Genomic DNA, 22,518 nt, shown 5'->3' on the forward strand with positions numbered 1-22,518 from the left:
AGCCAAATTTTAGGCAATAAAAAACGCTGCCTGGGCAGCGTTGTTTTATCGTCTCGTTGTTTTGCTTTTTTTGCAGTACGGCCAAGGGAGTAACTGTCTGCAATCAGTGCATTAACTGCGGCTCAATACACGGCGCGCTTCGTTATAACGCTTTTTCCAATACGGCTCGTCCATGCTTGAAATCGTCACACCACTGCTGGTGGAAGCATGTACAAACTGATTATTACCGATGTAGATACCAACATGTCGACCCGTTGAACCTGCGCGGAACAGAACTAAATCACCCGTACGTAATTTACTACGTGAAATTGATTTACCTGAATCCTGCTGTTCAGAAGTTGAACGAGGCAATTCTAAACCAAATTGTTCGCGGAATGTACGCTGCACGAATGCAGAACAATCAATTCCACTTCTATTGCTGCCACCAAGACGATAACGAACGCCTTTCCAGCTTGCATATTGATCCATGAGACGTGATTTCACATCTACATTACGGACCATCTCTTCGAATTCATCCTGAGAAGCTTGCAGTAAAAAACCATCTTTATTGCCGACTGCATGCTGCTCAGAATGCATATTTGCTGTGTTTGTCGAACTACATGCTGACAGCATTACTGCCACAGCAACGGCGGGAATTACCCGCAAGATATATCTCAAAATAGGCTGAGATTTGACCATTATGTTTGTTATCCCTTGGTGTCCTTAACGATAAATATCGTTATACAAAATGCCAACGTGACGAGACTAATTACCTGGGCTCCATGAAACAATTGCTTAAGAGCAAAACTGTGGCATGACGCACAAATTTATTCACACTGCGAATGTATTGGCTTAAAGCACAAAACGTATCCGAGATTACCCTATCAACACTGGTGTGGCGAGAGCTTTTGAAGGTTTTTTTATAAGAAATTGTGATGTTAAAAGACAATAGGAAATATTGCGCAGTTGTTAAGCAAAATTGGTGTTTCCAGGTGCAGGTGGTTCATTTGCCTGGAGAAGGTGGAAGGTTAAATATTAGCCTTTCAACTACCCTGGATAAAAAAACATCAGTGAACGTTTCCGAACCCTGATGTTTAACATGAAATGATGTTTATAAGATGTTGCTTATTTATTTCTTTTTTCCCGGCAAATATCGGTCCAGCAGACTAATTAACCTGTCGCTTAATGGGGTCAATAATGCCCATGGCAAACAGACAAGCGCCACTGATAACGAGCCAACGAAGATATCGGTAAACCAATGTGCGCCTATCATCACGCGCGGCAGCATGAAGATCAGGAAAATTACTACCGCAATGGCAAACGCTTTTTTGCCGAAATATCGCAGCATGAAACCGGTGAAAATCAGCAGCATTAATCCATGATCGCCAGGGAAACTGTCTGACGAAGCATCCTTAGTGGGGAAATGCAGCAATTCGCTGACGCGATAAATATCGGTGAAATAAAGCGTCGGGCTGACGTGAGATTCCGGAATTAAATGGCCGAGCTGATTAATGATAATTGCGCAAAATAGCATCACAATTCCCATGATCACCATGCGACGACGACCGATTGCGGACTCTTTGCGCCAATACCAGAAAAACAACGAACCCATGGCTAAGAGTGAAATACCATCAAACACCCGGTTATTGGTTATTGCCACCAGTTCCAGAAAGGCGCGGCTTTTAACCAGTGCCTGGTTGAAAAAATGGAAGATCCCGGAATCAAGCACGAACCATGAACCATGGCCCGCAGGCAGATACCAACTAAAAAATAATGCTAATCCCAGGGCGTTAAGCACCAGGATCAGGGGGAGTCGAATATTATTCATGCAAAACCACAAAATCTTTTAACAAAGGTGAAAGGGTAGACTTACAAACTTAAACGTAGCTTCAACAACGAGTTTTGTAACGCGTTCCAGTCCACTTCACCGCTATGAATCAACTCTATACGGCTATCTGGCGGAGCAACGTTCTGCGTCTCGATATGAAAATCCTGTCCCTGGCGATTAATGCGCACTAAACCTTCAGCGATGCGCAGGACTCCTTTCACGCGTTCAACGGGAGCAAGTCTAGCCCATTCCAGAATACCCACTGTGTCAAAAAGTGTGTCTGCATCAAAAATCCAGCCGCAGCCTGTATAGCCCTGGCCGCTATTAATGCTGCGTCTCCAGCGTTGATGCTCAGGTAAACTGAGGGCGGCAAGCCCACGTGCCGCAGCATGGCTATGGTTGTGTTCCGGGCTGGATGGCAGCTCGCGCAGGTTCAACCGTGGTTTATCGAGCAGGCTAATATCGATGTTGCCGTTCTGTGCATTGATAACTTCACGTTCACCACCTTCACGTTGTAGCCATTCGCTCAGGGCGCTCCGGCTCTCTTCGCTTGCGTGGTCTTCTTTATTAGCAATGATGATATCGGCGGCGGCGAGCTGGTCGCGGAAGTTGTCATTATTTACTGCGCGTTCGTCCAGCAACTGGCGTGCGTCCAGCAAACACAGCGTCGCGTTGAGTTCAATCCACGGTTGGTAAACTTCGGCGGTGAGCATGTCGAGAATTTGTTTCGGATGACCGAGGCCGGTGGGTTCGATCAGCAGGCGGTCAGGTTTGCCCTGGCGCAGCAAAGTATTCAGGCCGACCTGCATCGGCAGCCCGTTCACACAACACATGCAACCGCCGGGGATTTCTTTCAGTAATGCGCCGCTGTCGGCTAACAACGCGCCGTCGATGCCGACTTCACCAAATTCGTTGACCAGCACCGCCCATTTTTCATGTTCAGGTTTATTGGCCAGCAAATGCAAAATGGTGGTGGTTTTTCCGCTACCGAGGAACCCGGTAATTAAGTTGGTTTTAGTCACAGGTGCTCCGGACAGGTTAACTGAATTTTTAAGTTTCCCTATCCTGAACGACATTGACCAAAAATTGAAGCGTGAACGGTCTTCATGTCCTTATGAAGACATTTTGATGATATTAATCGACAAGTTTTGCTACCGCTGCGCGCGCGCCGGTGGCTGATAATTCATTCCAGGCGGAAGTGACGCGTGTTACAAATTCTTCATTCAATGGCAAGTCACTGCCAAAGATTTCGTGCAGGCTGAGTAGGGCGTTGACGCGTTCGTCATCGGTGCTGTTTTCGACCAGCGTTTTGATTTTCGCCGCCAGCGGGTCGCGAATATCAATCTCGTTCCCGGCATCATCGCTGCCACTGACATAGCGCATCCATCCGGCAATTCCCAGCGCCAGGCATGGCCACTCGTCATCCTGCTGTAAATGCCAGCGGACACTCTCCAGCATGCGTTGCGGCAGCTTCTGGCTGCCGTCCATCGCGATTTGCCAGGTGCGGTGTTTCAGCGCCGGGTTATCAAAGCGCTCAAGCAAGTTATGCGCATACTGCGGCAAACTCACGCCGGTGACACGTAACGTCGGTGCCTGCTCTTGCATCATTAAACGGTGTGCTGCCTGGCGGAAATTCGCGTCGGCCATGCAGTCATTAATATGCTGGTATCCCGCGAGGTAGCCAAGATAAGCCAGGAAGGAGTGGCTGCCGTTGAGCATACGAAGTTTCATTTGCTCCCACGGCATCACGTCTTCGACCATTTCTACGCCGACTTCTTCCCACGCCGGGCGGCCTGCCACAAAATTATCTTCAATCACCCACTGAATAAATGGCTCGCCAGAAATTGCGCATGGGTCTTCAACGCCTAATACATCAGTAATTTCTTGTAGCGACTCGGGCGTTGCCGCAGGCACGATTCTGTCGACCATGGTACTTGGGAAGGTCACATGTTCGCGGACCCAGTCGGCTAATTCCTGGCTGCGCGTTTCCGCCATACCAATGACTGCGTTACGCACCACATGGCCGTTATCAGGAATGTTGTCACAGGACAGCACGGTGAACGGACGCAGGCCACGTTCACGACGGCGATTCAGGGCTTCAACCAGAATACCCGGTGCGGAATGGGGCTCAGTCGGATTTTGCAAATCGTGAATAATGCGTTCGTTATTGCTATCAAGCTTTCCGGTTGCCGGGTCGATGCAATATCCCTTTTCAGTCACGGTAAGAGACACAATCGCGACCTGGGGTTCGCAGAATTTTTCAATAATCGCGTCCAGCCCATCAAGTTTTGCATTAAGGCACTCGTTAACCGCACCGACAATAATCGCCTGATTGCCGTCGCGACCCTTTTCCAGCACGGTATATAAATGATCCTGCGCCCGCAGCGCGCTCATTAACTTATCGCCGCTGAACAGGCTTATTTCGCAAATGCCCCAGTCACCGCCTAACTTATTGAGCACCCGGTCAGTCAACAACGCCTGGTGTGCGCGGTGAAACGCACCAAAACCAAAATGGACGATGCGGGTTTTTAAAGCCTGGCGGTCATAATTAGGCTGTTGAATGTCGGCAGGTAACGTGACTGAAGCAATTGTGTTCATAAAATGCAAATCCTGGTTAACCAATTAGTAACATGGCTCAGTCTAAAGTTATATGACAACAAATTAAATTGGTGTGCTGCCTTTATCCCTTTAATGTGAGCTGGATCAACCAATATCACCGCAAAATTTGACCGGATAGAAGAATCCGGTATGGTAGTCAGCAATACAGCATTCATGAATTGGTATGACAACTTAACTAAGGAACTGTCGATGGAACAAACATGGCGTTGGTACGGCCCAAAAGACCCGGTATCTCTGGATGATGTGCGTCAAGCGGGCGCGACCGGTGTCGTTACTGCTCTGCATCACATCCCAAATGGCGAAGTCTGGCCGGTTGCCGACATCAAAGAGCGTCAGGCTGTGCTGGCAGCGAAAGGGCTAACCTGGTCCGTGGTAGAAAGTATTCCGGTGCATGAAGAAATCAAAACGCATTCCGGTGACTACGATAAGCATATCGCCAACTACCAGCAGAGCATTCGTAACCTGGCTGAATGCGGCATCGACACCGTGTGCTACAACTTCATGCCGATTCTGGACTGGACGCGTACCGACCTGGAATACCAATTGCCAGACGGTTCAAAAGCCCTGCGTTTTGACCAGATTGCTTTTGCGGCGTTTGAGCTGCACATCCTCAAGCGCAAAGGTGCTGAAGCGGATTACAGCGAAGAAGAGCAGCGTCAGGCGCTGGACTACTTCAACAATATGTCCGATGCCGAAAAAGAAAAATTGACCCGCAATATCATTGCTGGTTTACCTGGTGCGGAAGAGGGTTACACCCTTGACCAATTCCGCGCACGCCTGGCGGAATACGACGGCATCAGCAAAGATCAATTACGTGAAAACATGGCGTACTTCCTGCGTGCGATTGTTGCCGTAGCCGAAGAAGTTGGCGTGCGTCTGGCGGTTCACCCGGATGATCCACCGCGTCCGATTCTGGGCCTGCCGCGTATCGTTTCAACCATTGAAGATATGCAGTGGCTGAAAGAAACCGTCGACAGCATTTATAACGGCTTCACCATGTGTACGGGTTCTTACGGCGTTCGCGCTGATAACGACCTGGTGCGGATGATTGAAACCTTCGGCGATCGCATTCACTTTACTCACCTGCGCGCAACGTGCCGTGAAGATAACCCGAAAACCTTCCATGAAGGCGCGCACCTGCAAGGTGATGTGAACATGGTTGCGGTAGTGAAAGCGATTTTGACTGAAGAACAGCGTCGTAAAAACGCCGGTGACGTGCGTCCGATCCCAATGCGTCCGGATCACGGTCATCAGATGCTTGACGATCTGCACAAGAAAACCAACCCAGGCTATTCAGCGATTGGCCGCCTGAAAGGTCTGGCTGAAGTACGTGGCGTGGAACTGGCTCTGAAACAGACGATGTTCCCGGATCTGCTGAAGTAAGCTGAACATTATTGATGTCAAAAACGCGCCTTCTGGCGCGTTTTTTTATGGCTGCAATTTAGACCTATTTATACAGACCCAGGTTACCCGTGAGCCTGGTGATTTTTTTCTTCGGTCCAATTAACCCGATTGCGACCAGTTCAATGTTATTGCTCAATACAGCAGAAATGCGTTCCCCATATTCATCATATGTCTTACATGACTGCGCCAGAGCGCTGAAGGGCATCGTATAAATCTCTTCGTCTGCTTCAGAAATGTTGAGCAGTTCCAGTATATAAGCTCCGGGTGCCAGCAGGATCGGCAAAGGGGCATAAATAACGCCAGGATAATTGACGGCATCTGCACTTTGCATGTCAGGACCGACCAGATTTTCCACCGTATGGCCGAAACTCATACCAATAACGCTGGCGGCGTTGATGGCAAGCCCAGGACTTAGGTCTTTATCAATAATAATTGTGCTTCGATGTTGGCTGGCGTCGAACTTCATATTTTATCCTCGCGGGGGAATCTGGAATGGCTCATGGAGTCGCTCTTTGTGGTCAATATAATGCAGGAAGCTCGCGGGAAAATGCTGTCTAAATAGCTTGAAAAATGCACGAAATAAGGCAGGATTAACCCATTAATTACCTAAAATTAAAAGGATCTGACCTAATGGCCTTAAGCACAACAGATGTAAAGATTCTGGCTCTCTTACAAAGCGATGCTCGCATGACGAACCAGTCTGTGGCCGATTCCATTGGGTTATCCGCTTCACCCTGCTGGCGAAAAATACGCAAGCTTGAAGAAGACGAAGTGATTCAGGGTTATCGTGCAGTAATTAACCGTCGCAAAATCGGCCTGGCAGTAATGGTGTTCGTTCGTGTAACCATAGACAGCCACAGTGAATCAGAAGCGAAGAAGTTTGAAGAGGAAGTCGCAGCACTTGAGGATGTGGTTGCGTGCTACAGCATCGGTGGCGATGCCGATTTCTTATTGCAGGTCGTGGCGCGCGATCTGGATTCTTACGCGGATTTTGCCATGTCAGTAGTCCGTCGTTTACCAGGGATTAAAGAAATGCAGAGTATGTTTGTGCTCAAGGAGATCAAACCGCTGGTTAGCTATCCGATTAAGAAATAGCAGAAATATGTTTGCCCAAAATAAAAACCCGCCGCAGCGGGTTTGATATCTGTCGGTTAAACCGCAAAATACTGATTAGTCTGCGCGACCCATAGAGCGCTTTTCAGCGATATGAATACGGATCTTCTCACCTGTCACCATATATTCTGGAACCTGAATCACCAGCCCAGTAGACATCGTTGCAGGCTTGGTGCGGGAGCTTGCTGACGCGCCTTTGATGCCAGGTGCCGTTTCAACAATTTCCAGGTCCACAGTCTGCGGCAGTTCAAGTGCGAGCAGTTGGCCATCCCAGGTCAGAACCTGCATGTCTGGCATGCCGCCTTCAGGGATGAATTGCAGCTCTTCTTCAATCTGATCTTTGGTGAAGATATACGGGGTGTAATCTTCTTTATCCATGAACACATATTCGTTGCCATCGATATAAGAGAAATCAACGTAACGACGGGTGAGGGTAATCGTGTCGACGATGTCATCGCCTTTGAAGCGCTCTTCAACTTTCTGTCCAGTGCGGACATCAGAAAAACGCATTTTATAAAGCGTTGCTGCGCCACGGGCGCTAGGTGCCTGGATATCGATATCTTTAACAATCAGCAGCTTGCCGTTGTAATTCAGTACCATACCCTTTTTGATTTCATTAGCTCTTGGCATCGAAGTTTCCTGTAAAAAATTGAGGAGCGAAAATATTGCGTCAAATTACTCGCGAGGCGCATTTCAGGCAAGCGGATTTAATGGATAAATCGACATAGTAAAGCTACGTCACTACTGCTACAGTCCTGGCTCTTGTCAGCCCACCGGAGCATTGATGATGGACTGCCGTCCCGATTGCGGCGCGTGTTGTACCGCGCCTTCTGTATCAAGCCCGATTCCGGGCATGCCCAATGGCAAACCTGCCAATACAATTTGCGTTCAGCTCGGCGCGGATATGCGCTGTAAAATCTTTACTTCGCCGTTGCGACCAAAGGTATGCGCCAGCCTGCAAGCGTCCCGCGAAATGTGCGGCACCACGCGCCAGCAGGCAATGGACTACCTGATTTATCTCGAAGCGGCGACCGCGCCTTAAATGTCCTTTATTCTCGCCATGCAATACGCAGTGATAGCTATCATGCCCAGCGCGATATAAAACACAGTGTGATAATTCCAGATCTCTGCCACCACACCTGCCATAGAGCCTGCGATAATCCAGCCGACACGCGTGGTATTAGTATAAAGCGTTGTTGCGGCACCGGCCTGGCCAGGCATTAAATCCTGAAAATAGAGCATGCCGATACCGGCCAGAATGCCGATGAAAATCGCATTCAGCAGTTGCAGGCCGAGCAGCATATATTCGTTGTGTATCGTCAGCAGCCCAATGTAAAACAGCAGGCCAGCGACGCCCGCAATACGCATCAGGAAACGTTTACCAAAGCGTTTGGCGTAATATCCGGCGATCAGCATGGTTGGGATTTCAAGCCCGGCTGCGGTTCCCATCATCACGCCCGCCAGTTTCTCCGGCAGATGTAATTCATTAATGATATAGAGCGGCATATTAATGATGTAGAGGCTGTTACAGCCCCACATCATGGTGCAGGCGACAAACAGCAGCAGGGCATCGCGACGGTTACGGCGTGGTGCTTCAAGTTTGGTGGTTTTCGCCATTCCTTCTTTACGCATCGACGGTAAAAGCAGCCGCACCATCACGCTGCACACCACAAACGCGAAAGCCGCACATAAATACATGGTGGTAAAGCCAAAACCGAGCGCCAGTGCGTAAGCGATAGGCGGGCCAATCACCCATGCCAGCGAAACCTGCGCACGCAAAATAGAGCTGAACATTACCGCTTCGCGACCCGTGTGATCGGCGTGTTCGCGCGCAAGGGCAAACATTTGTGGGTTGGCGGTCGAGCCAAAGCTACTCAGGAATACACCGACAAACAGCAACACGAAATAGTTGCGGTTCCAGGCAAACAGCACGCAGGCGAGAGCGCCCAATAAGCAGCAGACAAAAATCAGCGATTTGCGGTCGCCTTTGCGGTCAGAACGGCCAGCCAAAAACTGACTGACTAAAATACCGATGACGGCGCTACCGGTGAAAAAGAAACCGACCATCGCTGGACGGACATGCACTTCTTCAGTCAGAAACAAACTCAGAGTCGGGGTTTGTAATGCCCCCGCAATTCCGGTTAAAAAAGCTACAATCAAAAAGGCAGAAGAAGTGATATCAAGGGGCTTACGGGTTGCCGCTATGGGGGAGTTTTGCATTCTCTCGGAGTCGCTTATTAATGAACGCGCGGAGTTTACGCGCCTTGTCAGAAAATAAACAGTTGTTCAAATCAAAAGCGACACGAATAGATAAAACGCCGTTCCTTTTTATGTTCAGCAAAAGCTGACGCTCAATAAAGGAGTGCTGAAAGCTCTGTGATATCGCTCACTTTTGCGGCGTTAGACGCGGCGAAAATGTGCGTAACCTCTAAATTTCGGTAACGAAATCACAACAACTCTTGCCTGATCCGCGGGGAATCATCACACTCCTTGAAACGTTTCAGCGTCGTCTTATTTTGTATCAGGAGTGGGATGGCGCATTTTTTCTCATTGCAGCTGAATCGTTTCAATTCAGCAGGAGAGGAGAACCATGTTCCAGTTATCTGTACAAGACATCCACCCAGGCGCAAGCGCCGGGAATAAAGAAGAAGCCATACGTCAGGTTGCCGCTGCGCTCGCGCAGGCCGGGAACGTCAGCATTGGCTACGTTGAAGGTATGCTGGCCCGTGAGCTGCAAACTTCGACTTACCTTGGCAACGGCATTGCCATTCCACATGGCACTACTGATACCCGCGATCTGGTGCTGAGAACTGGCGTGCAAGTATTCCAGTTTCCGCAAGGAATCGAGTGGGGCGAAGGCCAAACTGCCTATGTCGCTATTGGTATCGCCGCGAGTTCTGACGAGCACCTTGGATTACTGCGTCAGCTGACGCATGTGCTGAGTGATGACGACGTTGCTGAACAACTCAAAACCGCAACTTCAGCAGAAGAGCTGCGTGCGTTGCTGATGGGCGAAAAACAGTCTGCATCTTTGCTGTTTGATAACTCCTTACTGGCATTGGATGTGACCGCAACCGACCTGATGACGCTGCAAGCATTGAATGCCGGGCGTATTAAACAGGCGGGTGCTGCAAATGCGGCATTCGTCAGCGATGTAGTTTCCAGCAAACCGCTCTATCTGGGGCAGGGTATCTGGCTGAATGACAGCACCGAAGGCAATCTCGCCAGTGCTGTGGCTATCAGCCGTCCTGCTTCTGTATTTGAAGCTGAAGGCCAACCGGTATCGCTATTGATGACGGTGGCAGTGGCCGACGACCAACCTTTGCAAGTTCTTAATCGCTTGAGCGACATGCTGATCAACAACACGGCTGACCGGTTGCTGAACGCAGATGCGCCAGAGTTGCTGACGCTGCTGACCAGTGATGAAGCCGTCACGCAAAACAGCCTGAGCGCCGAGTTCCAGATTCGTAACGAACATGGTTTGCACGCCCGTCCTGGTACGGTGCTGGTGAATACCATCAAACAATTTAATAGTGAGATTACCGTGACAAACCTTGATGGCAGCGGGAAACCGGCCAATGGTCGTAGCCTGATGAAAGTCGTCGCGCTGGGCGTGAAAAAAGGCCACCACCTGCGTTTCACCGCTCAGGGTGATGATGCTGAACTTGCGCTGAAAGCTATCGGTGAAGCGGTTGCTGCCGGTCTTGGTGAGGGGGCTGTATGAGTCGTCGCGTCGCAACAATTACTCTGAACCCGGCTTACGATTTAGTGGGTTACACCCCGGAAGTTGAACGCGGGGAAGTGAACCTGGTGCGTACCACCGGCCTGCATGCCGCAGGTAAAGGTATTAACGTTGCTAAGGTACTGAAAGATTTAGGCATCGACGTCACCGTGGGTGGTTTCCTCGGTAAAGATAACCAGGACGGATTCCAACAGTTGTTCAGTGAGCTGGGCATTGCCAACCGTTTCCAGGTGGTACAGGGCCGCACCCGTATCAACGTAAAACTGACGGAAAAAGACGGTGAAGTGACCGACTTTAACTTCTCAGGTTTTGAAGTGACCCCGGCAGACTGGGAACGCTTTGTTGCCGATTCCCTGAGCTGGCTTGGCCAGTTTGACATGGTTTGCGTCAGCGGCAGCTTGCCGGCAGGCGTTTCTCCGGAAGCGTTCACCGACTGGATGAAGCGTCTGCGCAGCCAATGCCCGTGCATCATTTTCGACAGCAGCCGCGAAGCATTAGTCGCTGGCCTGAAAGCCGCTCCGTGGTTAGTGAAACCCAACCGCCGCGAGCTGGAGATCTGGGCGGGTCGTAAATTACCAGAAATGAAAGATGTGATTGAAGCCGCTCACGCCCTGCGTGAACAGGGGATCGCACACGTGGTGATCTCCCTGGGTGCCGAGGGTGCGCTGTGGGTTAACGCATCCGGTGAATGGATTGCAAAACCGCCAGCTTGTGAAGTCGTCAGCACCGTAGGTGCCGGGGATTCCATGGTAGGCGGACTTATCTATGGCCTGTTAATGCGCGAGTCCAGCGAACATACCCTACGCCTTGCGACCGCCGTCGCCGCTTTGGCAGTAAGCCAGAGCAATGTCGGTATCACCGACCGTCCTCAACTGGCGGCCATGATGGCCCGTGTTGATCTGAAACCTTTTAACTGACAGCAGGAGAGGAACAATGAAAACGCTGCTGATTATCGAACCAGGTCTTGGGCAAGCTCGCGCCTATCTCGCGAAAACGCTGCTCGGAAGCGCTGCGGCTAAAGCACGCTTGCAAATTATCGACAATCCAAACGATGCTGAAATGGCCATCGTTGTAGGGACCGCCATTCCTGCCGATAGCGCGCTGAATGGCAAAAAGGTCTTTTTGGGTGATATCGACCGCGCAGTTCAGCACCCGGAACTGTTTTTAGGTGAAGCAAAAGACAAAGCGAAGCCTTACACCGCTCCTGTTAATGCAGCCCCGGTTGAACTGGCGAAAGGGCCGAAGCGTATTGTCGCTGTGACGGCGTGCCCAACGGGTGTTGCGCATACCTTTATGGCGGCAGAAGCCATTGAAACCGAAGCTAAAAAACGTGGCTGGTGGGTAAAAGTAGAAACACGCGGCTCTGTAGGCGCGGGGAATGCGATTACTCCGGAAGAAGTGGCAGCAGCTGATCTAGTGATTGTTGCGGCGGATATCGAAGTGGACCTGGCGAAATTTGCCGGGAAACCGATGTATCGCACTTCAACGGGTCTGGCGCTGAAGAAAACGGCACAAGAGCTGGATAAAGCCGTTGTTGAAGCTAAGCCTTTCGAAGCGAAAGGGCAGAGTGCTGCCGGTGCTACAGAAGGGAAGAAAGAGTCTGCGGGCGCTTATCGCCACTTGCTGACGGGCGTTTCGTTCATGCTGCCGATGGTTGTCGCGGGTGGTCTGTGTATCGCACTGTCGTTTGCATTTGGTATCGAAGCGTTTAAAGAACCAGGCACATTAGCAGCCGCTCTGATGCAAATCGGTGGTGGTTCAGCCTTTGCGCTGATGGTTCCGGTTTTGGCAGGTTACATCGCTTTCTCGATTGCTGACCGTCCGGGTCTGACGCCGGGTCTTATCGGCGGTATGTTGGCGGTGAGCACCGGTTCTGGTTTCATCGGCGGGATTATTGCGGGCTTCCTCGCAGGTTATATTGCGAAGCTGATCAGTACTAAGCTGAAACTGCCATCCAGTATGGAAGCGTTGAAGCCCATCCTGATTATCCCGCTGTTCTCCAGCCTGATTGTAGGGCTTGCGATGATTTACCTGATTGGTACGCCAGTTGCGAAAATCCTCGAAGGTTTGACTCACTGGCTGCAAACCATGGGCACGGCGAATGCGGTTCTGCTGGGCGCAATCCTCGGTGGCATGATGTGTACTGACATGGGCGGGCCGGTAAACAAAGCGGCTTACGCATTTGGTGTCGGTTTGCTGAGTACCCAAACTTACGCCCCGATGGCCGCCATTATGGCCGCAGGCATGGTGCCACCGCTGGCAATGGGTCTGGCAACGCTGGTTGCGCGTCGTAAATTTGACAAAGCGCAGCAAGAAGGCGGTAAAGCAGCGATGGTTCTCGGTCTGTGCTTTATCACCGAAGGGGCAATCCCGTTCGCCGCACGTGACCCAATGCGTGTATTACCGTGCTGTATCATTGGCGGAGCGGTGACTGGCGCAATCTCCATGGCGGTCGGTGCTAAACTGATGGCGCCACACGGCGGATTGTTTGTGCTGTTAATTCCAGGTGCAATTACCCCGGTTGTGGGTTATCTGATTGCGATTGTGGCAGGAACACTGCTGGCGGGTCTGTCTTATGCCTTCCTGAAGCGTTCTGAAACTGAATTAGCGGTTAAAACGGCATAGTTCCGTAGGTCGGATAAGCGCAGCGTCATCCGACAAAAATAGCAAGCTCCCGGCATCCACCGGGAGCTTTTTTTTGCTTATGCGGCAGCTTCTGCATGCTGTTGCGCTTTCAGCCAGGCAATCTCTTCACCCCAGATATCCGGATTCGTGGTTTCCAGAATTAACGGAATACCGTCGAAACGGTTATCGCGCATGATCCAGGCAAACGGCGTATGGCCGATGTTCCCTTCACCCAGGCTGTTATGGCGGTCGACGCGGCTACCAAAAGCACTTTTAGCGTCGTTAAGGTGCATACCGCGCAGATACTGGAAACCCACAATTTTGTCGAACTCAGCGAAAGTATTTTCGCAATCGGCTTCGGTCCGCAAGTCATAACCCGCCGCAAAAGCGTGGCAAGTATCAATACAAACCCCGACGCGGGATTTGTCTTCCACACCATCAATGATGGCGGCCAGATGTTCAAAACGGAACCCGAGATTGCTGCCCTGGCCCGCGGTGTTTTCAATCACCGCCGTTACGCCTTCGGTTTTATCCAGCGCGATGTTGATCGACTGCGCAATGCGCGCAAGGCACTCTTCTTCGGGGATTTGCATCAAATGACTGCCGGGATGGAAGTTCAGCAGCGTCAAACCCAACTGCATGCAGCGTTCCATCTCATCAATAAAAGCTTCGCGAGATTTTTCCAGCGCTTCTTCAACCGGGTGGCCGAGGTTAATCAGATAACTGTCGTGGGGGAGGATTTGGCCCGGACCGTAATTGTACTTTTCACAGGCGCGTTTGAAATGGGTGATCACTTCTTCGGTCAACGGTGCTGCACGCCACTGACGTTGGTTTTTGGTGAACAGGGCAAAAGCAGTGGCTTCCAGCTCGTGTGCGCGAATTGCGGCATTTTCCAGACCACCTGCGGCACTAACATGCGCGCCAATAAACTTCATCATTCTTTCTCCTGTCAAAACCCGCTACCGGGAAACGAACAATGATAGCGGGTTCAGGAGGAAATATCAGGCCATTAAATGGTGGATGCCGAGGTTAATCGCGCCGCCACCGACAATCAGCCAGATAAACAGCACCAGTGCCATCAGCAGTGGGCGCACACCAGCTTTTTTCAGTGCGCTGAAGTGCGTGGTCAAACCTAACGCCGCCATCGCCATCGCCAGTAAGAAAGTATCCAGTGTAATCAGGGCATTAACTGCCCATGCTGGCAACAAGTGCAACGAGTTAAACATTGCCACCACAATAAACAGCACTGCAAACCATGGAATGGTGATTTTGCTTTTCTGTGCCTGACCGGCTGGAGCGAGCTGTTTAACGCGTGCTGCCAGGAAAATCAGGAACGGAGCCAGCATCATCACGCGCAGCATTTTAGCAATCACGGCTGCGTTTTCAGTTTCAGGGCTGATAGCATGGCCCGCCGCCACCACTTGCGCCACTTCATGCATGGTTGAACCGGTGTAAATCCCAAAGGTTTCCGGGGTGAACCACTGTGTGACATACGGATAAATCATTGGATAAATGAAGATAGCAAGCGTACCGAAAATCACCACCGTTGCGACGGCGACCGTCACTTTACTGGCCTCGGCTTTAACCACCGGTTCAGTTGCCAGAATCGCTGCCGCACCACAAATGCTGCTACCTGCACCAATTAACCAACTGGTTTGTTTATCCAGCCCGAACACTTTTTGACCCAGCCAGCAGGCGAGGGCAAAAGTGCTGGTTAATGTCAGAACATCGATAATCACGCCGCTGGCACCGACGTCGGCAATTTGTGAAAACGTCAGTCGAAAACCATACAGAATGATCCCCAGGCGCAATAAATGCTGCTTGGCAAACAGCACGCCACCATCACAGTGCTGCCAGATTTTCGGGTAGAGCGTGTTGCCAATCACCATCCCGCACAAAATAGCGAGCGTCAGTGCTCCCAGGCCAAGGCCCGCAACGGACGGAATATTGCCCAGCCACAGCGCTAACGCTGTAATTGCGCCTGCCAGCGCAAGCCCCGGCAGAAAGTGCCACAATGTATGTCGATGAGTGGGAATTGATAACGTAGCCATAACCTTCTCCTTTGTATAGCCGTCATACTTCAAGCCGCAGCTGCGTTGACTGCACGCGCTCACCCGAATCACTTACCGGCGTAAGCTCATCGGGTTTCTCGCGCTTGCCGCCTTCCTGCAACTCGAATTATTTTGGCTGTATTGGCAAAAGAATAAGTCCTGCTGGCTTAAAAATAAAATTGATTATATATTTATAATTAATCTGAATAAGTGTTAAGGCGTGTCCACTATGCATATCACTCTGCGGCAACTTGAAGTGTTCGCCGAAGTGCTCAAAAGCGGTTCAACTACTCAGGCTTCGCAAATGCTGGCGCTGTCGCAGTCGGCGGTGAGTGCGGCGTTGTCCGATCTTGAAGGGCAGTTGGGCGTGCAATTATTTGACCGGGTCGGTAAGCGGCTGGTGGTCAACGAACATGGCCGCTTGTTGTATCCGCGCGTGGTGGGTTTGCTGGAGCAGGCAATCGAAGTCGAACAGCTATTTAAAGAAGACAACGGCGCGATTCGTGTTTTTGCCAGTAGCACTATTGGCAACTATATACTGCCGGAAATGATTGCCCATTATCGCCGTGATTTTCCCACGCTCCCCCTCGAAATGAGCGTCGGCAATAGCCAGGACGTGATTAACGCCGTGGCGGATTTCCGGGTTGATATCGGCCTGATTGAAGGCCCAAGCCACATGACCGAACTGGTGACAGAGCCGTGGCTGGAAGACGAGTTAGTGGTATTTGCACCACCAGATGCGCCGTTATTACAACAACCCGTCACGCTGGACACGCTGGCAAAACAACCGTGGATCCTGCGTGAAAAAGGCTCCGGTACCCGTGAAATCGTCGATTACCTGCTGCTTTCACATTTGCCGCAGTTTCATCTCGGCATGGAGCTGGGGAATTCAGAAGCGATCAAACACGCGGTGCGCCATGGCTTAGGGATTAGTTGCTTATCGCGCAGAGTGATTGCCGAACAGCTGGAAAGCGGTTCGCTGGTGGAAGTTCCGGTGCCGCTGCCGCGCCTGGTGCGCACGCTATACCGTATTCACCATCGTCAGAAACACATTTCTAATGCATTGCTGCGCTTTTTGAAGTATTGCGATGAATAATTATTTTTAGCAGATTAATATCTGGAATCATAAGAATAATCCTGGTCTGGTCGACAGGCTTATTCATTGTTTAACTTTATTATTTAATGATTGATATTTAACTTGTTAGCATCATTGTCGTTACTCCGGTATAACGGTATTATTGTTTGTGCAAGCTCATATATAAACGAATTTCAAACGGTAATTAAATAAAAGATAAGTCGCTGTTATTCGTATTGCATATATAAAAGTGCAATGCGAAGCTGTGCCGGAATTCAATTATAATATATAGGGTTGTTATGAAAAAGTTACTCATTGCAGTCGTTGCTTCTATGGCGTTAGCTGGCTGCGCGCAACAAACGTTTACCATTAAACATGATATTGCAGAAAAGCCGACTCAGGAAGTTAAACAGGCATTCTTCGTGCAGGGCTTAGGGCAAACACAGACGATTGACGCCGCTCAGGTCTGCGGTGGTGCGGATAAAGTGGTTCGCACTGAAGTTCAGGAATCAGGTATGGATGTGCTGTTGCGTGTTGTCACGCTCGGGATTTATACCCCACGCGAAGCTCGCGTATATTGCTCTAAATAAAATATAAAGCCAGTGATTAATACTGGCTTTTATTTTCTCATTAAGTTTTTTATCAGTGGTTTGATTGACTCGCCGTTTATATATCGCCATTTAGGATGGCGTTTTTAAACTCAAGGGTTTTTATCATGAAGAGTCTGTTTATTACCGGTGCCACCGGTTTTTTGGGCGGGGCCGTATTAGCACGTGCACTTTCCGATACATCGATTGAATCCATTTTGTTACTGGTTCGGGCAAACTCTGAAAAAGAGGGCGTAGAAAGAATCAGAAATAACCTCGCTAAATTTGGTTGCAGTGAAACCTTACTCACAAAAATAAACGAACGTAATATTTTACTCGGTGATTTAGCTTATTCAGAAGACTTTTTGAATGACAAACGACTTTCTGGCGTAACTCATGTTATTAACTCTGCGGCAGTTGCCTCCTTTGGCGATAACGCACTGATTTGGAAAGTGAATGTCGAAGGCACGCTGAAATTCGTCAAACGCATGGCCGATGTGGCGGGCTTAGTACGTTTTGTGCACGTCGGAACCGCAATGTCATGTGTTCCTGAAGCCGGAACGCTGGTCACTGAAAGCATGACGCGCAAGCCTGAAGAAGAGCATCTGGTCCAGTACACCTGGTCAAAATCCACCATCGAACAATTGATGATTGAACAGTGCCCGCAGCTTCCTTTAGTGATTGCGCGCCCGTCTATCGTCGTCGGTCACAGTGAAGAAGGTTGTCGCCCATCGAGCAGTATTTTTTGGGTATTCCGCATGGCGCTGATGCTCGGGAAATTCATGTGCTCTCTGGAAGATAAGATTGACGTTATCCCGGTCGATTATTGCGCTGAAGCCTTGCTGTTATTAACCAAAAGCGCGGCACTGAGTGAAACGGTTTACCATATTTCCGCAGGTGATACCGGCAGCACGCAGTTTATCGAAATCGACAAAGCCATGGCCGCAGCATTGAATCAGCAACCTATTTCTTCCCACTACCAGCAAGTGGATTACAGTGAACTGGTTAAAGGTCGCCGCGAATTCAAGACTATTTATGGCCCGTGTAATGAACGACTCATGCTTAGAGCGATGCGTTTATACGGTGAATTCTCAATGCTGAATGTGCGTTTCTCAAATAAAAAACTGCTGGATTTGGGGATGTCACCGCCGCCTCGTTTTGTTGACTACATTAACCGCTGCGTGGAAACCACTCGCGACTTTAGTATTCCGGAGCTGATGAAGGTCGATTTTAAGTAACCCCTTTCAAACTCAGTGGGGAAGGGATTCCCTCACATCGTAACCCGCCCAATAACCCTTTCTCTGGCCTATATCATAAGTGCGTTACTTATAATCCGGCCCGGATCATGAAGCTCTCTTATAACAGCGTATTTCTACTATATGTATGAGACTGGTTTGCTACAATCTCGCCTCATTTTTTGGAAGGACCGCAATTTTCTATGGTTTCTCAAGATAAAACAACACAAGCGCCTGGCTTACGTCGTGAGCTAAAAGCGCGCCACTTAACGATGATCGCCATCGGCGGTTCCATCGGTACCGGGCTATTTGTTGCCTCTGGTGCAACCATTTCTCAAGCGGGCCCAGGCGGCGCGCTGCTCTCCTATATGCTGATTGGTCTGATGGTGTACTTCCTGATGACAAGCCTGGGCGAGCTTGCGGCTTATATGCCGGTTTCTGGCTCTTTCGCCACCTATGGGCAGCAATACGTTGAAGAAGGCTTCGGCTTCGCACTAGGCTGGAACTACTGGTACAACTGGGCAGTAACCATCGCGGTTGATCTGGTGGCATCACAACTGGTGATGAACTACTGGTTCCCTGACACCCCAGGCTGGATCTGGAGTGCGCTGTTCCTCGGCATCATGTTCTTGCTCAACTACATTTCCGTTAAAGGTTTTGGCGAAGCAGAATACTGGTTCTCACTGATTAAAGTTGTCACCGTGGTCGTGTTTATCGCCGTCGGCGTGATGATGATTCTGGGCATCTTTAAAGGTGCACAACCTGCGGGCTGGAGTAACTGGGCAATTGGCGATGCGCCATTTGCGGGTGGTTTCTCGGCGATGATAGGCGTGGCGATGATAGTCGGTTTCTCCTTCCAGGGGACTGAGCTTATCGGTGTTGCGGCGGGTGAATCTGAAGATCCAGGTAAAAATATTCCACGCGCGGTTCGTCAGGTGTTCTGGCGTATTCTGCTGTTCTATGTGTTCGCGATTCTGATTATCAGCCTGATCATTCCTTACACCGATCCAAGCCTGCTGCGTAATGATGTGAAAGACATCGGCGTTAGCCCGTTTACGCTGGTCTTCGAGCACGCGGGCCTGTTGTCTGCGGCAGCTGTCATGAATGCGGTTATTCTGACGGCGGTATTGTCTGCGGGTAACTCCGGGATGTACGCATCAACTCGTATGCTTTACACCCTGGCGTGCGACGGCAAAGCGCCACGCATTTTCTCTAAGCTTTCCCGTGGTGGTGTGCCGCGCAATGCGCTGTACGCAACAACCGTTGTCGCGGGCCTGTGCTTCCTGACCTCTATGTTCGGGAACCAGACCGTTTACCTGTGGCTGCTGAATACTTCCGGTATGACTGGTTTCATCGCCTGGTTGGGGATTGCCATTAGCCACTATCGTTTCCGCCGTGGCTATGTGAAGCAAGGGCTTGATCTTAAAGACCTGCCGTATGTTTCTGGATTCTTCCCGCTGGGACCAATCTTTGCCTTCGTCCTGTGCCTTATCATTACTCTGGGTCAGAACTACGAAGCATTCCTGGCCGATAAAATCGACTGGGCTGGCGTGACTGCCACTTACATCGGTATTCCGCTGTTCCTGGCGATCTGGTGGGGCTACAAAATTACTAAAGGAACGCGTTTCGTGAAATACAGCGAAATGACTTTCCCGAAAACGTTTAAAAACGAGCAGTAACAGTCGAAGTAAAAAGAAAAGGGCGCGATTATCGCGCCCTTTTGACATCTGTTTTCCCACTAATCAGGCATTCAGCCCCAGTTCCCGCGAAATCGCTGCGGCGGTTTCTTGCAGCGGCTTAAGCAATTTCTTCTCTCCCACCTGACGCAATTTGGCCGTTGAAAGCGAAATCGAAATCGAATAGCTCACGCGATGGTGAATATCAAACACCGGCACCGCGATGCACGAAACTCCCAACTCATTCTCTTCTGCGTCCATCGCCATTTTCTGCTCGCGAATTTGCTCCAGCTCCTGATACATCAGCTCAAGGCTGGTGATGGTATTGCGCGTCAGCGGTTGGATCTCATCCTGATGCGTTTGCCAGTAATTCTCGACGTACTCCGGGTGACCAAAGGCCATATAAATTTTACCCATTGCCGAGCAGTACAGCGGCATATGCTGGCCGATATACGCCCGGGTGCGCAGCATTCCGGTTGTTGGCTCGAGCTTATAAATCAAAATCGCATGATCGTCTTCACGACTCGAAAAATTCACCGTTTCGCCGGTAACGATGTTCAGCGTTTCCAGATGCGGAGCGGCAACGTGAATGATATTTAACGATGAAAGCGCCTTTTGCCCGACCGAGATAAATTTTGTCGTCAGACGGTAACTCCCCGCAGCAGGGGCAGGCGTCACGTATCCGCAGGACTGTAGCCCTTGTAACAGACGATGCACGGTACTTTTATTCAATTCAGCCAGCTCAGATAAATGCGCCAGCGGGCAACCGTTGGGGTAGTTACTGAGGATCTCAATGAGCTGTAGGCCACGGAATAAACTCTGGCTGCCAGCCGGTCTGTCCTTTTCTTTGCTCACGTCACTCTCTTTATCGCTCATCTCTTCCTTCCCGTCATTTCGCCGCGCATTGATGGTAGCGCAAAGTGTGTTTCAGTTCACGATCTCAACACGTAAATATTAACACATTGATTTCAATGATCTTTAAAAAACGCTCCTGCTTTGACTTGTTAAAATTTGAACTGTATATTTTTGAAATCAGATTTCGCATAGTGAAATATGCAGATCTAAAATCACTCACATTGATGGTGAGAAAACCGGGAGTCAGGCATGAAAGTGACCTTTGAGCAGTTAAAGCAGGAGTTCGAAAGAGTATTGCTGGCACGAGGCGTGGAGCCGCAAACCGCCACCGAGTGCGCGCAGATGTTTGCCCAGACCACCGAATCGGGCGTCTATTCCCATGGCGTTAACCGTTTCCCGCGTTTCATTCAGCAGCTGGATAATGGCGACATTATTCCTGATGCCATACCTACTTGTGTGACTCGATTGGGCGCGATTGAACAGTGGGACGCGCATCGATCCATTGGCAATCTGACGGCGAAGAAAATGATGGATCGCGCGATTTCGCTGGCCTCCGATCACGGTATTGGCCTGGTAGCTCTGCGTAATGCAAACCACTGGATGCGCGGTGGCAGCTACGGCTGGCAGGCGGCGGAGCAGGGCTACATTGGCATTTGCTGGACTAACTCCATTGCGGTCATGCCGCCGTGGGGCGCAAAAGAATGCCGCATCGGAACCAACCCGCTGATTGTCGCGATCCCAGGCGATCCTATCACCATGGTGGATATGTCGATGTCGATGTTTTCCTACGGCATGCTGGAAGTGAACCGCCTGGCTGGGCGTCAGCTGCCGGTTGATGGCGGCTTTGATGACGAAGGTAATCTCACCCGTGAGCCGGGAATCGTTGAGAAAAACCGTCGAATCTTACCGATGGGTTACTGGAAAGGCTCAGGTTTGTCGATTGTGCTCGATATGATTGCCACGCTGCTTTCCAACGGCGCATCCGTGGCCGAAGTTACCGAAGACAACAGCGACGAATATGGAATTTCACAGATATTTATCGCCATTGAAGTGGATAAACTCATCGACGGCCCAACGCGTGACGCAAAACTGCAACGCATTGTGGATTACGTCACCAGCGCCGAGCGGGCTAATCCTGACGAAGCGGTGCGTTTGCCTGGCCATGAATTTACCCGCATCCTTGCCGAAAACCGTCGCGATGGCATCACCATTGATGACAGCGTATGGGCGAGAATTAAAGCGCTGTAGCGGAGAACACCATGATTTTTGGACATATTGCTCATAAAAATCCCTGCGTTTTGCCATCCGCGATAACACAGGCGCTGGAGTTTTTGCGTACCACGGATTTTCGCGCGGTTGGGCCTGGGGTTATCGAAATAAAGGGGCGTGATATTTACGCCCAAATACTGGATTTAACCACTTGCCCGTCACAGGACAATTCACCGGAAGTGCATCGCCGATATATTGATATTCAGTTTCTGGCATGGGGGGAAGAGATCATTGGTGTGGCTGCGGATAATGGCGAAAACATTATTGCGGTACCTTACCAGGAAGAACGCGATATTCTTTTTTATCAGAACATGGCAAATGAATCCTTTCTAACCATGTCACCGGGAAGCTACGCCATATTTTTCCCGCAGGATGTCCACCGTCCGGCGTGTAATAAAAATAAAGAAACGGAAATAAGAAAGGTTGTTGTGAAAGTGGCTTTAACGCAGCTTTAATTGAT

At 50.3% G+C, this 22,518-nt stretch carries 22 protein-coding genes; 12 read left to right on the plus strand and 10 right to left on the minus strand.

What is annotated here, in order from left to right:
• Positions 1–111: 111 nt before the first annotated feature.
• The 4 genes from mepS to DY231_RS07115 all read right to left on the minus strand — a co-directional run bounded on the left by mepS (position 112) and on the right by DY231_RS07115 (position 4,405).
• A complete protein-coding gene (gene mepS, locus DY231_RS07095; RefSeq protein ID WP_034497047.1) occupies positions 112–678 on the minus strand; it encodes a bifunctional murein DD-endopeptidase/murein LD-carboxypeptidase in 567 nt (188 codons plus the stop codon).
• 430 nt (positions 679–1,108) lie between these two features.
• Positions 1,109–1,807, minus strand: coding sequence for a phosphatase PAP2 family protein (locus DY231_RS07105; RefSeq protein WP_115627772.1), 699 nt, complete (start codon positions 1,805–1,807; stop codon positions 1,109–1,111).
• Positions 1,808–1,848: 41 nt separating this feature from the next.
• Positions 1,849–2,829, minus strand: a complete 981-nt coding sequence (locus DY231_RS07110) for a CobW family GTP-binding protein (RefSeq protein WP_115627773.1) — start codon at positions 2,827–2,829, stop codon at positions 1,849–1,851.
• Positions 2,830–2,941: 112 nt separating this feature from the next.
• Entirely contained in the window at positions 2,942–4,405 is a 1,464-nt protein-coding gene (locus tag DY231_RS07115) for a mannitol dehydrogenase family protein (protein WP_115627774.1), read from the minus strand.
• 210 nt (positions 4,406–4,615) lie between these two features.
• Here DY231_RS07115 and uxuA point away from each other — a divergent pair, with 210 nt between their 5' ends.
• A complete protein-coding gene (uxuA, locus tag DY231_RS07120; protein ID WP_034497037.1) occupies positions 4,616–5,809 on the plus strand; it encodes a mannonate dehydratase in 1,194 nt (397 codons plus the stop codon).
• Between the two features lie 64 nt (positions 5,810–5,873).
• On the opposite strand, the gene DY231_RS07125 is transcribed toward uxuA, so the two are convergent.
• Positions 5,874–6,296, minus strand: coding sequence for a DUF2000 domain-containing protein (locus tag DY231_RS07125; protein WP_115627775.1), 423 nt, complete (start codon positions 6,294–6,296; stop codon positions 5,874–5,876).
• Between the two features lie 164 nt (positions 6,297–6,460).
• On the opposite strand from DY231_RS07125, the gene DY231_RS07130 reads away from it, so the two are divergent.
• Positions 6,461–6,925, plus strand: a complete 465-nt coding sequence (locus DY231_RS07130; RefSeq protein ID WP_115627776.1) for an Lrp/AsnC family transcriptional regulator — start codon at positions 6,461–6,463, stop codon at positions 6,923–6,925.
• A gap of 75 nt (positions 6,926–7,000) precedes the next feature.
• Here DY231_RS07130 and yeiP read toward each other — a convergent pair whose 3' ends face one another.
• Complete coding sequence (yeiP, locus tag DY231_RS07135) at positions 7,001–7,573, minus strand: elongation factor P-like protein YeiP (RefSeq protein ID WP_034497033.1); 573 nt, start codon at positions 7,571–7,573, stop codon at positions 7,001–7,003.
• Between the two features lie 157 nt (positions 7,574–7,730).
• Between yeiP and DY231_RS07140 the strand changes: the two genes are divergently transcribed.
• Positions 7,731–7,985, plus strand: a complete 255-nt coding sequence (locus DY231_RS07140) for a YkgJ family cysteine cluster protein (RefSeq protein ID WP_115631783.1) — start codon at positions 7,731–7,733, stop codon at positions 7,983–7,985.
• Here the strand turns inward: DY231_RS07140 and setB are convergent.
• A complete protein-coding gene (gene setB / locus DY231_RS07145) occupies positions 7,982–9,163 on the minus strand; it encodes a sugar efflux transporter SetB (RefSeq protein WP_115627777.1) in 1,182 nt (393 codons plus the stop codon). The two genes, DY231_RS07140 and setB, sit on opposite strands and share 4 nt — an antisense overlap.
• Positions 9,164–9,533: 370 nt before the next feature.
• Here setB and fruB point away from each other — a divergent pair, with 370 nt between their 5' ends.
• From fruB to fruA, 3 genes are read left to right on the plus strand one after another with little or no spacing between them, the layout of a single operon-like run.
• The gene (gene fruB / locus DY231_RS07150) at positions 9,534–10,667 is read left to right on the plus strand and encodes a fused PTS fructose transporter subunit IIA/HPr protein (protein WP_115627778.1); all 1,134 of its coding nucleotides are present in this window, start codon (positions 9,534–9,536) and stop codon (positions 10,665–10,667) included.
• A complete protein-coding gene (gene fruK, locus DY231_RS07155; protein ID WP_115627779.1) occupies positions 10,664–11,602 on the plus strand; it encodes a 1-phosphofructokinase in 939 nt (312 codons plus the stop codon). Before fruB ends, fruK begins: the two co-directional genes overlap by 4 nt.
• Positions 11,603–11,618: 16 nt before the next feature.
• The gene (fruA, locus tag DY231_RS07160; protein WP_115627780.1) at positions 11,619–13,310 is read left to right on the plus strand and encodes a PTS fructose transporter subunit IIBC; all 1,692 of its coding nucleotides are present in this window, start codon (positions 11,619–11,621) and stop codon (positions 13,308–13,310) included.
• 77 nt (positions 13,311–13,387) lie between these two features.
• Here fruA and nfo read toward each other — a convergent pair whose 3' ends face one another.
• On the minus strand, positions 13,388–14,245 hold the full coding sequence (nfo, locus tag DY231_RS07165; RefSeq protein ID WP_115631784.1) for a deoxyribonuclease IV: 858 nt from the start codon (positions 14,243–14,245) through the stop codon (positions 13,388–13,390).
• Positions 14,246–14,311: 66 nt separating this feature from the next.
• Positions 14,312–15,361 carry a YeiH family protein gene (locus tag DY231_RS07170; RefSeq protein ID WP_115627781.1) on the minus strand — a complete coding sequence of 350 codons (1,050 nt, stop codon included), beginning with the start codon at positions 15,359–15,361 and terminating at the stop codon, positions 14,312–14,314.
• A gap of 229 nt (positions 15,362–15,590) precedes the next feature.
• Between DY231_RS07170 and yieE the strand changes: the two genes are divergently transcribed.
• The 4 genes from yieE (at position 15,591) to DY231_RS07200 (ending at position 19,937) form a co-directional block, all read left to right on the plus strand.
• Positions 15,591–16,457, plus strand: a complete 867-nt coding sequence (gene yieE / locus DY231_RS07180; protein WP_034497016.1) for a DNA-binding transcriptional regulator YeiE — start codon at positions 15,591–15,593, stop codon at positions 16,455–16,457.
• A 278-nt stretch (positions 16,458–16,735) separates the two neighbouring features.
• Positions 16,736–17,026, plus strand: a complete 291-nt coding sequence (locus DY231_RS07185; protein ID WP_034497014.1) for a Bor family protein — start codon at positions 16,736–16,738, stop codon at positions 17,024–17,026.
• A 125-nt stretch (positions 17,027–17,151) separates the two neighbouring features.
• Positions 17,152–18,261 (plus strand): SDR family oxidoreductase, encoded by a 1,110-nt coding sequence (locus DY231_RS07190; RefSeq protein ID WP_115627783.1) that lies wholly within the window; start codon positions 17,152–17,154, stop codon positions 18,259–18,261.
• A gap of 200 nt (positions 18,262–18,461) precedes the next feature.
• Positions 18,462–19,937 (plus strand): amino acid permease, encoded by a 1,476-nt coding sequence (locus DY231_RS07200; RefSeq protein ID WP_034497009.1) that lies wholly within the window; start codon positions 18,462–18,464, stop codon positions 19,935–19,937.
• 63 nt (positions 19,938–20,000) lie between these two features.
• On the opposite strand, the gene DY231_RS07205 is transcribed toward DY231_RS07200, so the two are convergent.
• Entirely contained in the window at positions 20,001–20,810 is an 810-nt protein-coding gene (locus tag DY231_RS07205; protein WP_115627784.1) for an IclR family transcriptional regulator, read from the minus strand.
• A gap of 228 nt (positions 20,811–21,038) precedes the next feature.
• Here DY231_RS07205 and yiaK point away from each other — a divergent pair, with 228 nt between their 5' ends.
• Both yiaK and DY231_RS07215 read left to right on the plus strand, forming a co-directional pair.
• On the plus strand, positions 21,039–22,037 hold the full coding sequence (gene yiaK, locus DY231_RS07210) for a 3-dehydro-L-gulonate 2-dehydrogenase (protein ID WP_115627785.1): 999 nt from the start codon (positions 21,039–21,041) through the stop codon (positions 22,035–22,037).
• Positions 22,038–22,048: 11 nt separating this feature from the next.
• Positions 22,049–22,513, plus strand: coding sequence for a NanQ anomerase/TabA/YiaL family protein (locus DY231_RS07215; RefSeq protein WP_115627786.1), 465 nt, complete (start codon positions 22,049–22,051; stop codon positions 22,511–22,513).
• The last annotated feature ends 5 nt before the right edge of the window (positions 22,514–22,518 follow it).

Origin of the sequence: Buttiauxella agrestis (assembly GCF_900446255.1) — a bacterium.
GTDB lineage: Bacteria > Pseudomonadota > Gammaproteobacteria > Enterobacterales > Enterobacteriaceae > Buttiauxella > Buttiauxella agrestis.